This window comes from Pseudomonas sp. LAIL14HWK12:I10 (assembly GCF_900184205.1).
Lineage (GTDB): Bacteria > Pseudomonadota > Gammaproteobacteria > Pseudomonadales > Pseudomonadaceae > Aquipseudomonas > Aquipseudomonas kermanshahensis.
On sequence record NZ_FXWU01000002.1, the window covers coordinates 75600 to 87054 of the forward strand.

At 60.7% G+C, this 11455-nt stretch carries 14 protein-coding genes; 12 read left to right on the top strand and 2 right to left on the bottom strand.

The window, feature by feature from the left end; all coding sequences use genetic code 11:
- Nucleotides 1-156: 156 nt before the first annotated feature.
- Nucleotides 157-1440, bottom strand: a complete 1284-nt coding sequence (locus QOS90_RS04340; RefSeq protein ID WP_085272416.1) for an OprD family porin — start codon at nucleotides 1438-1440, stop codon at nucleotides 157-159.
- 764 nt (nucleotides 1441-2204) lie between these two features.
- Here QOS90_RS04340 and QOS90_RS04345 point away from each other — a divergent pair.
- Together QOS90_RS04345 and QOS90_RS04350 are read left to right on the top strand one after the other, a co-directional pair.
- Entirely contained in the window at nucleotides 2205-2627 is a 423-nt protein-coding gene (locus tag QOS90_RS04345; protein WP_097151314.1) for an HIT family protein, read from the top strand.
- A 1-nt stretch (nucleotide 2628) separates the two neighbouring features.
- Nucleotides 2629-2835: a SlyX family protein gene (locus QOS90_RS04350; RefSeq protein WP_027594674.1), complete on the top strand. Its 207-nt coding sequence runs from the start codon at nucleotides 2629-2631 to the stop codon at nucleotides 2833-2835.
- A gap of 39 nt (nucleotides 2836-2874) precedes the next feature.
- On the opposite strand, the gene QOS90_RS04355 is transcribed toward QOS90_RS04350, so the two are convergent.
- Complete coding sequence (locus QOS90_RS04355; protein ID WP_085272418.1) at nucleotides 2875-3468, bottom strand: cold-shock protein; 594 nt, start codon at nucleotides 3466-3468, stop codon at nucleotides 2875-2877.
- Between the two features lie 277 nt (nucleotides 3469-3745).
- Here QOS90_RS04355 and QOS90_RS04360 point away from each other — a divergent pair, with 277 nt between their 5' ends.
- From QOS90_RS04360 to tolQ, 10 genes are all read left to right on the top strand, one after another.
- The gene (locus tag QOS90_RS04360) at nucleotides 3746-4219 is read left to right on the top strand and encodes a Dps family protein (RefSeq protein WP_027594672.1); all 474 of its coding nucleotides are present in this window, start codon (nucleotides 3746-3748) and stop codon (nucleotides 4217-4219) included.
- A 181-nt stretch (nucleotides 4220-4400) separates the two neighbouring features.
- Complete coding sequence (locus QOS90_RS04365; RefSeq protein ID WP_027594671.1) at nucleotides 4401-4730, top strand: ribbon-helix-helix domain-containing protein; 330 nt, start codon at nucleotides 4401-4403, stop codon at nucleotides 4728-4730.
- A 92-nt stretch (nucleotides 4731-4822) separates the two neighbouring features.
- Nucleotides 4823-5044 (top strand): FmdB family zinc ribbon protein, encoded by a 222-nt coding sequence (locus QOS90_RS04370; protein WP_027594670.1) that lies wholly within the window; start codon nucleotides 4823-4825, stop codon nucleotides 5042-5044.
- A 93-nt stretch (nucleotides 5045-5137) separates the two neighbouring features.
- Nucleotides 5138-6913, top strand: coding sequence for an aspartate--tRNA ligase (gene aspS / locus QOS90_RS04375; protein WP_085272419.1), 1776 nt, complete (start codon nucleotides 5138-5140; stop codon nucleotides 6911-6913).
- Between the two features lie 114 nt (nucleotides 6914-7027).
- Complete coding sequence (locus QOS90_RS04380) at nucleotides 7028-7774, top strand: YebC/PmpR family DNA-binding transcriptional regulator (protein ID WP_027594668.1); 747 nt, start codon at nucleotides 7028-7030, stop codon at nucleotides 7772-7774.
- A 110-nt stretch (nucleotides 7775-7884) separates the two neighbouring features.
- The gene (ruvC, locus tag QOS90_RS04385) at nucleotides 7885-8409 is read left to right on the top strand and encodes a crossover junction endodeoxyribonuclease RuvC (protein WP_027594667.1); all 525 of its coding nucleotides are present in this window, start codon (nucleotides 7885-7887) and stop codon (nucleotides 8407-8409) included.
- A 109-nt stretch (nucleotides 8410-8518) separates the two neighbouring features.
- Complete coding sequence (ruvA, locus tag QOS90_RS04390; RefSeq protein WP_027594666.1) at nucleotides 8519-9136, top strand: Holliday junction branch migration protein RuvA; 618 nt, start codon at nucleotides 8519-8521, stop codon at nucleotides 9134-9136.
- Entirely contained in the window at nucleotides 9133-10179 is a 1047-nt protein-coding gene (gene ruvB, locus QOS90_RS04395) for a Holliday junction branch migration DNA helicase RuvB (RefSeq protein WP_027594665.1), read from the top strand. The genes ruvA and ruvB overlap by 4 nt, the downstream gene beginning before the upstream one ends.
- Before the next feature lie 124 nt (nucleotides 10180-10303).
- Nucleotides 10304-10756 (top strand): tol-pal system-associated acyl-CoA thioesterase, encoded by a 453-nt coding sequence (ybgC, locus tag QOS90_RS04400; protein ID WP_027594664.1) that lies wholly within the window; start codon nucleotides 10304-10306, stop codon nucleotides 10754-10756.
- A 2-nt stretch (nucleotides 10757-10758) separates the two neighbouring features.
- On the top strand, nucleotides 10759-11454 hold the full coding sequence (gene tolQ, locus QOS90_RS04405; RefSeq protein WP_008090219.1) for a protein TolQ: 696 nt from the start codon (nucleotides 10759-10761) through the stop codon (nucleotides 11452-11454).
- Nucleotide 11455: the final 1 nt, after the last annotated feature.

Sequence of the window (11455 nt, forward strand, 5' to 3'; positions counted from 1 at the left end):
GGCCGTGTCGATTGCCTAAGACGTTGAAATGACCCCGCATTGTACGGGGGCGAAACGAAGGCGTACAGGATGCCCCAGGGCGTGACACTTGTCAGCCAAGAAAAAGCCCGGCGTGATCGCCGGGCTTTTTCAAGTGCGGGGCACTGCAAGCCAGGCTTACAGGATGCTCAGCGGGTACTCGACGATCAGACGCAGTTCGTCGATCGAGCTCGAACCGTAGTACACACCGTCGCTGGAGCGGTAGGTGGCCTGGCGGACACGGAAGCTCAGGTCTTTCGCTGGGCCGCTCTGCATGACGTACTTGACGTCTACGTCGCGTTCCCATTCCTTACCGTCGTCGGTGGTGCGGGTGGTTGCACCGGTACCGCGTGCGTAACGGGTCATGAAGGTCAGGCCTGGTACGCCGAACTCGGCGAAGTTCAGGTCGTAGCGAGCCTGCCAGGATTTCTCGTCTTCGGCGTTGAAGTCGGAACGGGCGATGGAGTTGGCCAGGAACACGGTACCGCCGCCGTCCACGCCGTAGGCGTAGTCACCGTCGCCGCTGACTTTCTGGTAGGCCAGGGTGAAGGTGTGGGCGCCGATGTTGTAGGCAGCCGACAAGCTGGCTGCGATGTTGTCGAGCTCGTTGGTGCCGTCGGACTTGGTGACGAATGCACCGGTACGGTTGGCGCCGATCGACTTGGTGTCATAGATGTTGAAGTCGAACACCAGGCCTTGCTTGTCGCTGATCGGCAGCGCCCAGTTGATGTTGCCGTACCACTTACGGAAGTGATCTTCGATGTGCGAGTAGTAAACGCTGGTGCTGAGGCTGTCAGTGAACGCGTAGGTACCGCCGAAGATGTTGGCTTCGGTCAGGTTCAGGCTGTCATGGTAGGTCTGAGCCTGGGCGTTCATGGCGGTGAAGTGACCGGCGTTCAGGGTCAGGCCATTGATCTCGTTGCTGGTGATCAGGCCGCCTTCGGCAACTTCCGGCAGCAGGCGGCTGTCGTCAGTGGCGAATACTGGCATGGCGGTGAACTGGTCACCGAACTTCAGCACGGTATTGGAGATGCGCATTTTTACAGCGCCGCCGCCTTCGGAGTAATCATCCTGCGAACGGCCGTCGGAGCCTTGTGGGAACAGGCCGGTGCCGGCGCGACCTTTGCCGCTGTCCAGTTTCAGGCCGAGCATGCCGATGGCGTCGACGCCGAAGCCTACGGTGCCTTGGGTGAAGCCCGATTCGTAAGTGCCGAGGAAACCAAGGCCGGTTTCTTCCACGCGGCTTTGACTGCCGGCTGGGTTGTTGCGGAAGTCACGGCTGAAGTACAGCATGCGAGTTTTAACGTTCAGCTGGCTGTCTTCGATGAAACCCTTGGACTCGTCTTGTGCAGAGGCAAAAGCCAATTGCGAGGTCCCTGCCGAAACGGCCAGGGCGATCATGCTCCACTTCATCACGCGCATCGTGATTTGCTCCTTTGGTTTTTTAGGAAGAGTACCGCTGCGCCCAGTCTTTTAGTTATATGGGGCAGCTCTTTCTTGTTATGTCGGCGGAAATGTATAACACGCTGACTGTTGTTGGCGATATGGGCATATTCAAGGTTTCGGGAACTTTATGGCCATGTCGCTTTCAGGTATTTCCATGTCGCAAATCACGTCCCGGATTCCCGGGTCGTACAACGCCAGCGCTGTTCCTGTCACCGTAACGAATCTGTAACTACAGGTTCCGGTTAGGGAAACTCCCTGGTGTATCCAAAGCGGCTGTTGTTATTTGTTGCGTACATCGCTTGATGCAGATGTCGTGCCGACTTGGCGGGAGAGGAATGCAACAAGCGTGCTCAAAATTACCACCGGTTCATGAAATTTTCACAAATGGGGCTGCCGAAGGTCGGAAAGTACCGTAAATACGGGGCGGGGCTTGTCTGATGGTGTGCCACAACACGGGCGGTTTTCAAATTCAAAACCTGCCATAAAAGTCAATGTGTTACCGGCAACTGTTCATGCGGAGTCATTCGTGTGGGTAAAAGCGTAGTGGTGTGCTCGTTTGCGGCCTCATTTTGGTGCGAAAAGTAGCGGTGTGTTACCGCAACTGTGCAGGCAGCAGGTATTCATGAACTTAAAGTGTGCAGTGCCGGGCTGCTGTTGCATGCCGGCGTGCGCGAAGCAAGGTATCCTTGCGCAATGTTCCCGTGTCTCGCGGGCGCGTTATCGAGTATTGGAGGTTGGCAGTGGTTGAGATGGATTCGCGTTTGCAGCAAGACACATTTGTACTTGGAGACTTTCCGTTGTGCCGTGTGTTGCTCAGCAAAGACGCCAATTACCCCTGGTTCATCCTGGTGCCTCGTCGCCCTGGGGTGAGCGAATTGTTCGACTTGAGCCAGGAAGACCAGGTGCAGTTGTGGAAAGAAACCACGTACTTGGCTGAGGCGCTGAAGGGCGAATTCAAGGCTGACAAGATGAACGTTGCCACCCTGGGTAACGTTGTCAGCCAGATGCACATGCACGTCATTGTCCGTCACACGCATGACGCCGCTTGGCCAGCGCCGGTATGGGGCAAAGTGCCCGCCGTCGAGTACGCGCCGGGGCAAGTCGACGCCATTGGTCAGCGCCTGCGCGCGCTGCTCAACGATGACTACCAGCAGGTGGCCTGAAGTGTCCTCTGAATCGCGAATCATCGAGCTGGAAACCCGCCAGGCCTTCCAGGACGACACGCTTCAGGCGCTCAATGATGTAGTGGTCGAGCAAGGGCGTGTGATCGAGCGCCTGCAACTGCAGATGGCCGAGCTGCTCAAGCGTTACGAAGAAATGGTGGGGCAATACGGCAGCGAAGGTGAAGAGGCGCCGCCCCCTCATTATTGAGTTGAGGCAGCCCTGGCCTTGCACCAGGGCTGCACACGGTCAGCGACGGGTTACCGCGACCACATCTTCGGCCTGCAGGCCTTTGTCACGGTGCATGACCGAAAACTCGACGCGTTGGCCTTCGACCAGAATGCGGTGGCCTTCGCCGCGGATGGCGCGGAAGTGCACAAAGATGTCATCGCCCGAATCGCGGGAAATGAAGCCAAAGCCTTTGGACGTGTTGAACCACTTGACGGTGCCCGTATCGCGGTTGCCGGCCTCCAAGGGGACGCTTTGGCTGGTGCGGGCTTTTCGGTTGGCTCGGGCGAAGCCCGCAGCCAGGTGCAGCACCACGGCCAAGGCCGCGCAGACCAGGGCGGCCAGGTTGCCCATCTCGGGGCGAGCCAGCAGCGTCAGGGTCTGCAATACCACGGCCACCACCAGCAAGGCGCAAGCCAGGTGCTGCAATTGTTGCCGGGCACCTCGGTAATACAGCGGCACGACCGGGGCCAATACCAGGTTAAGCAGGCCGAGCAGTGCCAGGTAGACCGCGTCGGGTTGCTGCAGGAAGGGTGTTGCGTCGGTTTTCAGGCTGGGTATGAGCGATAGCAGCAAAGCCGCTACGCCCGTCACCAGATGGACGATCTTGAACATGGGTTGGCTCACAGTTGACAAGCTGATCACAGGAAGAGCTGGCGACACGGTGCGCATGAGGTGTAAAGCGCGAACACGTGGTGGGCCAGCCTATGCACCCGGCAATAACAGTCCGCACGGGTGGCACCCTGCCTATTTAACAGCAAAGGCGCAGGCTACTCAAACCGCAGGCCGCCACAGCCGATGTGTTGCGCCAAGTCACAGGCGGGTTGCGCCAAGTGTTGATACAGTTGGAAGGGCCCGCTTGATCATCAAGCCTTATGGAAAGGGGAACTTCATGGCAATTGATATCGGTATCAGTGAAGAAGATCGCAAGTCCATCGTCGATGGGCTGTCCCGCCTGTTGTCGGATACCTACGTGCTGTATCTGAAAACCCATAACTTTCACTGGAACGTCACCGGTCCGTCGTTCCGTACCCTGCACCTGATGTTCGAAGAGCAATACAACGAGCTGGCGCTGGCGGTGGACTCGATTGCCGAGCGGATCCGTGCCTTGGGCTTCCCGGCACCGGGGTCCTATGCTTTTTATGCGCGGCATTCTTCGATCAAGGAAGAGGAGGGCGTGCCGGCCGCGGAGGAGATGATCCGTCAGCTGGTACAGGGCCAGGAGGCGGTCGTGCGCACCGCGCGCAGCATCTTCCCGGTAGTGGACAAGGTCAGCGATGAACCGACCGCCGACCTGTTGACTCAGCGTATGCAGGTGCACGAGAAGACCGCCTGGATGCTGCGCGTCTTGCTGGACGGCCAATAGTCGCCGCGTAGCGTCAGAAACGTCTGAAAAGCCCGGCTGCCGGCAGTGCAGCCGGGCTTTTTGCGTTTATGCGGGAAGGTTTTGCCGCTGCTTCGAAGGCGCAGGCTGGCGCTTCATGGTTGCCCTAGGGCCCCGGGTACAGGGGCAATGGCAGTCGCGATGGAGTGGCCGGATGATAGGCATGATGCAACAAGACAAGCGAGGCGGTGGTCAGGGGCGTTGGCCGGGCAAGCAATGCGTTGACCCCTTCAAGGCCGACTTCGACATGCTGCAGATCAGGCCGGTGTCGCGTTCGGTCCGGCTCAACGGGTTTTCCACCTGCCTTCGCCTGGAAGCGGTCTACTGGGGGATCCTGGAGCGTATCGCCGAGGCCAACCGCTGCTCGGTCAGCGCGGTGTTGTCCTACGTGGACCGCGAGGTGCATCTGCGCCAGGGCGGGGTGCGCAACTTCAGTGGCCTGATCCGCGTCATCTGCGTCGCCTGGTTGCTCGATCCGCCGAGTGCACGCTGATCGCCAGGCGGGCTGCGCAGTGCTTGCTAACCATATATAATCCCGCTTTTTGCTGCCCCGGCAGCCAGTGTTATGGTTGACGAGAGACACCCATGCCCCTTTATGACTATCAATGTGCGTCCTGCGAGCACCGCATGGAAGTGCTGCAGAAGATCAGCGCTGCGCCGCTGACCGATTGCCCGGCCTGTCAGGCGCCGGCACTGAAGAAGCTGCTGTCGGTACCCGGCTTTCGCCTGAGCGGCACCGGCTGGTACGAAACCGACTTCAAGACCGGGGCAAAAAAGAACCTTGCAGGCGGCGACAAAGCCGACTGAGTTGAATGCTGTGACCGGGTCTTGCAGTATTAGCCCTCTGGGCGGCCAAGGCCTCCACCGAATACACGAATCACGAGAAGCGAAACCACCATCATGATGCGCAGCCATTATTGCGGCCAACTGAACGAGAGCCTGGACGGCCAGGAAGTCACCCTTTGCGGCTGGGTCCATCGTCGCCGCGACCACGGCGGGGTGATCTTCCTCGACATCCGTGACCGCGAGGGCATGGCCCAGGTCGTATTCGACCCCGATCGCGCCGAAACCTTCGCCGCCGCCGACCGTGTGCGCAGCGAATACGTCGTGCAGATCACCGGCAAGGTACGCCGCCGTCCGGAAGGCGCGGTCAACCCGAACATGGCTTCCGGTGGCATCGAAGTCCTGGGCTACGAGCTGCAAGTGCTCAACGAGGCTGAAACGCCGCCGTTCCCGCTCAACGAATACTCCGACGTTGGCGAGGAAACCCGCCTGCGCTACCGCTTCATCGACCTGCGTCGCCCGGAAATGGCCGACAAGCTGCGCCTGCGTTCGCGTATCACCAGCAGCATCCGTCGCTTCCTCGACGAGAACGGCTTCCTCGACGTCGAGACGCCGATCCTCACCCGTGCCACGCCAGAAGGCGCGCGCGACTACCTGGTACCGAGCCGTACCCACGCAGGCAGCTTCTTCGCCCTGCCGCAGTCGCCTCAGCTGTTCAAGCAGCTGCTGATGGTGGCCGGTTTCGACCGCTACTACCAGATCGCCAAGTGCTTCCGTGACGAAGACCTGCGTGCTGACCGCCAGCCGGAATTCACCCAGATCGACATCGAGACCAGCTTCCTCGATGAGTCCGAGATCATGGGCCTCACCGAGAGCATGATCCGCAAGCTGTTCAAGGAAGTCCTGGACCTGGAGTTCGGTGAATTCCCGCACATGACCTTCGAAGAAGCCATGCGCCGTTACGGTTCCGACAAGCCAGACCTGCGTAACCCGCTGGAGCTGGTCGACGTTGCCGACCAGCTGAAGGATGTCGACTTCAAGGTATTCGCCGGCCCGGCCAACGATCCGAAGTGCCGTGTTACCGCCCTGCGCGTGCCAGGCGCCGCCAGCATGCCGCGCAGCAAGATCGACGAGTACACCAAGTTCGTCGGCATCTACGGTGCCAAAGGCCTGGCGTACATCAAGGTCAACGAGCGCGCCAAAGGTGTTGAAGGCCTGCAGTCGCCGATCGTCAAGAACATCCCTGAGGCTAACCTGAACGTGATCCTCGATCGCGTTGGCGCGGTCGATGGCGACATCGTCTTCTTCGGTGCCGACAAGTTCAAGATCGTCAGCGAGGCCCTGGGCGCACTGCGCATCAAGGTCGGCAACGACTTCAACCTGCACACCTGCGAGTGGGCACCGATGTGGGTCGTCGACTTCCCGATGTTCGAAGAGAACGAAGACGGCAGCTTTACCGCGCTGCACCACCCGTTCACCGCGCCGAAGTGCTCGCCAGAAGAGCTCGAGGCCAACCCGGCCACAGCCCTGTCCCGTGCCTACGACATGGTCCTGAACGGTACTGAGCTGGGTGGCGGTTCGATCCGTATCCACCGCAAAGAGATGCAACAGGCGGTGTTCCGTCTGCTGGGTATCGAAGCGGCGGAACAGGAAGAGAAGTTCGGCTTCCTGCTCGACGCCCTGAAGTTCGGTGCACCGCCTCACGGTGGCCTGGCCTTCGGCCTGGACCGCCTGGTCATGCTGATGACCGGCGCCCAGTCGATCCGTGAAGTGATCGCCTTCCCGAAAACCCAGAGCGCTGCCTGCGTCATGACCCAAGCCCCAGGCATGGTCGACGCCAAGGCCTTGCGCGAGCTGCACATCCGCCTGCGCGAACAGACTAAGGTCGAGTAAGCGGGCCCCGGGCGCATCCAGATGGATGCGCCTTTGCGTTACGGCGCAGGTATTTTTGTCGTTGCGCCCCGTCAGGGGCGCAATTGTTTGTGTTTCAAAGAATTTGGAGTCGTTATGGCTGGTCATTCCAAGTGGGCGAACATCAAGCACCGCAAAGAGCGCCAGGATGCCAAGAGAGGCAAGATCTTCACCAAGTGGATTCGCGAGCTGACCGTTGCCGCCAAGCAAGGCGGTGGTGACCCGGCGTCCAACCCGCGTCTGCGCCTGGCCCTGGACAAGGCGCTCGGCGCCAACATGAGCCGCGATATCATCGACCGTGCCGTGGCCCGTGGTGCTGGCACCAACGAAAGCGACAACGTCGAAGAGCTCAGCTACGAGGGCTACGGCCCAGGTGGCGTGGCGATCATGGTCGAGGCCATGACCGACAACCGCAACCGTACCGCGGCTGCCGTGCGTCATGCCTTCACCAAGTGTGGCGGCAACCTCGGTACCGACGGTTCGGTGGCCTACCTGTTCGAGCGCAAGGGCCAGATCAGCTTCGCGCCGGGCGTTGATGAAGACGCCTTGATGGAAGCCGCGATGGAGGCCGATGCCGACGACGTCGTCGCCAATGACGATGGTTCGTTCGACGTCTTCACCTCGTTCAACAGCTTCTATGCCGTGCGTAATGCCCTGGAAGAGGCTGGCTTCAAGGCCGATGACGCTGAAATCGTCATGCAGCCGACCACCAGTGCCGAACTGGATCAGGAAGGTGCGGAGAAGGTGATCAAGCTGATCGACATGCTTGAAGACCTGGATGATGTGCAGAACGTCTATTCCAATGCGCAGATTTCCGACGAGATCATGGAAAAACTCGGCTAAGGTGTCGCCTACAAGGCTGTAATTGGGGCCGCTGCGATGGGTCGCGCAGCGGCCCCAATGGCCTTGAATCGAGCTCAGGCTTTCAAGCATCTCCCTACACGACAGGCTTTATGACTCTGATTCTTGGTATCGACCCCGGCTCGCGCATCACCGGGTATGGCGTTGTGCGCCAGACTGCCCGTGGTTGCGAGTACGTGGCGTCGGGTTGTATCCGCACGGGCAGTGGTGAGTTGCACGAACGTCTGCAGATTGTCTTTCGCGGTGTCAGTGAGATCATCAAGCTGCACGAGCCTGTGACCATGGGCATCGAACGGGTGTTCATGGCCCGCAACCCCGACTCGGCGCTCAAACTCGGCCAGGCCCGCGGTGCGGCAATCGTCGCCGCCGCCGAGGCCGGCCTGGAAATCGCCGAGTACAGTGCCACCCAGGTCAAGCAGGCCGTGGCGGGTACGGGTGGGGCCAACAAGGAGCAAGTGATGATGATGGTCATGCACCTGCTCAAACTTACGAAGAAGCCGCAGATCGACGCCTCCGACGCCCTGGCCATCGCCCTGTGCCATGCCCACACCCGTTCCAGCCTTGTACCGCACGGCCTGGCCACGGCACGGCGTCGCGGCGGGCGCTTGCGTCTGTAGTCGCTTCATGCGGTGATACACATTTTGTTCAGGTGAAGCGTTCACCTGAGGCATTTGCTGATAGGGTTGAGCGGTCTTTGATCGGCTCCCCAAGAGGAAGGATCGGAACGTGATTGGACGTTTGCGCGGCACCCTGGCGGAAAAGCAACCGCCACACCTGATTATCGACGTCAATGGCGTGGGCTATGAGCTGGAAGTGCCCATGACCACCCTGTATCGCCTGCCCAAGGTCGGCGAAACGGTAACCGTGCATACCCACCTGGTGGTGCGCGAAGACGCGCACCTGCTGTACGGGTTCCACGAAAAGCGCGAGCGCGAACTGTTCCGCGAGCTCATTCGCCTCAATGGCGTTGGGCCGAAGCTGGCGCTGGCCTTGATGTCGGGCCTGGAAGCCGACGAGCTGGTGCGCTGCGTGCAGGCCCAGGACACCTCGGCCCTGGTGCGTGTGCCTGGTGTAGGCAAGAAGACCGCCGAGCGTTTGCTGGTCGAACTCAAGGACCGCTTCAAGGCCTGGGAAACCTCACCGGCCATGTTCACCCTGGTGTCTGACGGGCCGGTGCCGGTCAGCAGTGCCTCCACGGCCGAGGCCGATGCCGTCAGTGCGCTGGTTTCCCTGGGCTACAAGCCGCAGGAAGCCAGCAAGGCAGTGTCCGCCATCAAGGACAAGGCAGGCCTGAGCAGTGAAGAGCTGATCCGCGCCAGCCTTAAAGGGATGATTACCAAGTGATCGAAGCCGACCGTCTGATCGCCGCCAGTGGGCGTGACCGCGAAGAGGTCCAGGACCGCGCGATCCGCCCCCTGCGCCTGGACGAATACATCGGGCAGCCGGTGGTGCGTGAGCAGATGTCGCTGTTCATCCAGGCGGCTCGTGGTCGCAGCGAATCACTCGACCATACCTTGATCTTTGGCCCGCCCGGGTTGGGCAAGACCACCTTGGCCAACATCATCGCCCACGAGATGGGCGTTTCGGTCAAGAGCACCTCGGGGCCGATCCTCGAGCGCCCGGGTGACCTGGCGGCGATGCTGACCAACCTCGAACCCCATGATGTGCTGTTCATCGACGAAATTCACCGGCTTTCACCGGTGGTCGAAGAAGTGCTCTACCCCGCGATGGAAGACTTCCAGCTCGACATCATGATCGGCGAAGGGCCCGCCGCCCGCTCGATCAAGCTCGACTTGCCGCCGTTCACCTTGGTGGGTGCCACCACCCGCGCCGGCATGCTGACCAACCCTTTGCGTGACCGCTTCGGTATCGTCCAGCGCCTGGAGTTTTACAGCGACAAGGACCTGGCAACCATCGTCAGCCGCTCCGCTGGCATCCTGGGCCTGGTCATCGAAGACCAGGGCGCCTTCGAGATTGCCCGCCGCGCCCGTGGCACGCCGCGTATCGCCAACCGCCTGCTGCGCCGTGTGCGCGACTATGCCGAAGTGCGCGGCAAGGGCCAGATCACCAAGGCTGTGGCCGACCTGGCGCTGAACCTGCTGGACGTCGACGAGCGTGGTTTCGACCATTCCGACCGCCGCCTGCTGTTGACCATGATCGAGAAGTTCGACGGTGGCCCGGTGGGGGTAGACAACCTCGCCGCCGCCATCAGTGAAGAGCGTCATACCATCGAAGACGTGCTTGAACCCTACCTGATCCAGCAGGGTTACATCATGCGCACGCCGCGCGGCCGTGTGGTCACCCGGCATGCCTACCTGCACTTTGGCCTGAATGTTCCTGGGCGTTTGGGGGAGGGTGGTGATTTTTCCGAGCCAGGCGATGAATGACAGATCAAAACCGGCTTTTTGTGGTCCTACCGCTGGCATGCCCTCGGCGCGCTGGCAATAAGACATTAATGAGAAAAAACAGTTGCCGCAGCGGATTGGCAAGCTGAGGAGTAAGCACTAGAGTATGCGCGCGCAAAATCAGCTCGAACCGTTCGCCCACCGTTGTCGCGTCTACTACGAAGACACCGATGCGGGCGGCGTGGTGTATTACGTCAACTACCTGAAATTCATGGAGCGCGCGCGTACCGAGCGGCTGCGGCACCTGGGCTTTTCCCAGTTGCAGTTGGCCGGGGAGAACCTGCTCTTCGTGGTCCATTCCAGCGAGGCGCGCTACCACGCGCCGGCGCGGTTGGACGATGAACTGCGGGTGACCGCGCAAGTACTTGAACTCAATCGTGCCAGCCTGCGCTTCGTGCAGCAGGTCTGGCGGGAAAAGGATGAAACGCTGCTCTGCGAGGGGCAGTTCCTGGTGGCCGCCGTGCGCGCCGACACTTTCAAACCCCGAGCCATACCCCCCAAGCTGCGCGACGCCTTTATGGCGGACGGCTCGGGTACTCAATCGAATGCAGGAGAATAAGCGTGGAAGCTAACGTCGTCGACCATACCTCCATGTGGAGTCTGGTCAGCAATGCCAGCGTGGTGGTACAGCTGGTAATGCTGATCCTTGTGGCCGCCTCGGTCACCTCATGGATCATGATCTTCCAGCGCAGCACCATGCTGCGCGCCGGTCGTCGAGCGCTGGATGCCTTCGAGGAGCGTTTCTGGTCGGGTATCGACCTGTCCAAGCTGTACCGTCAGGCCGGCAGCAACCCAGACCCGGATTCGGGGGTGGAGCAGGTCTTCCGTGCAGGCTTCAAAGAGTTCTCGCGCCTGCGTCAGCAGCCGGGTGTAGACCCTGACGCGGTCATGGAAGGCGTTGGCCGAGCCATGCGCGTGGCCATTTCGCGTGAAGAAGAAAAGCTCGAGCAGAGCCTGCCGTTCCTCGCCACCGTCGGTTCGACCAGCCCGTACATCGGCCTGTTCGGTACCGTATGGGGCATCATGAACTCCTTCCGCGGCCTGGCCAGCGCCCAGCAAGCCACCCTGGCCACGGTTGCCCCCGGTATTGCCGAAGCGTTGATCGCCACTGCGATCGGCCTGTTCGCAGCAATCCCAGCCGTTATCGCGTACAACCGTTTCGCCGCGCGCAGCGAAGTGCTGATCGGTCGTTACTACACCTTCGCCGACGAGTTCCAGGCGATCCTGCACCGCAAAGTGCACACCAGCGAAGAGTAAT

Excerpts from the sequence above, each read along its gene's own strand:
- QOS90_RS04340 (WP_085272416.1), bottom strand. The coding sequence starts at position 1,440 with ATGCGCGTGATGAAGTGGAGCATGATCGCCCTGGCCGTTTCGGCAGGG.
- QOS90_RS04355 (WP_085272418.1), bottom strand. The coding sequence starts at position 3,468 with ATGTTCAAGATCGTCCATCTGGTGACGGGCGTAGCGGCTTTGCTGCTA.
- QOS90_RS04360 (WP_027594672.1), top strand. The coding sequence starts at position 3,746 with ATGGCAATTGATATCGGTATCAGTGAAGAAGATCGCAAGTCCATCGTC.
- QOS90_RS04365 (WP_027594671.1), top strand. The coding sequence starts at position 4,401 with ATGATGCAACAAGACAAGCGAGGCGGTGGTCAGGGGCGTTGGCCGGGC.
- QOS90_RS04370 (WP_027594670.1), top strand. The coding sequence starts at position 4,823 with ATGCCCCTTTATGACTATCAATGTGCGTCCTGCGAGCACCGCATGGAA.
- aspS (WP_085272419.1), top strand. The coding sequence starts at position 5,138 with ATGATGCGCAGCCATTATTGCGGCCAACTGAACGAGAGCCTGGACGGC.
- QOS90_RS04380 (WP_027594668.1), top strand. The coding sequence starts at position 7,028 with ATGGCTGGTCATTCCAAGTGGGCGAACATCAAGCACCGCAAAGAGCGC.
- ruvC (WP_027594667.1), top strand. The coding sequence starts at position 7,885 with ATGACTCTGATTCTTGGTATCGACCCCGGCTCGCGCATCACCGGGTAT.
- ybgC (WP_027594664.1), top strand. The coding sequence starts at position 10,304 with ATGCGCGCGCAAAATCAGCTCGAACCGTTCGCCCACCGTTGTCGCGTC.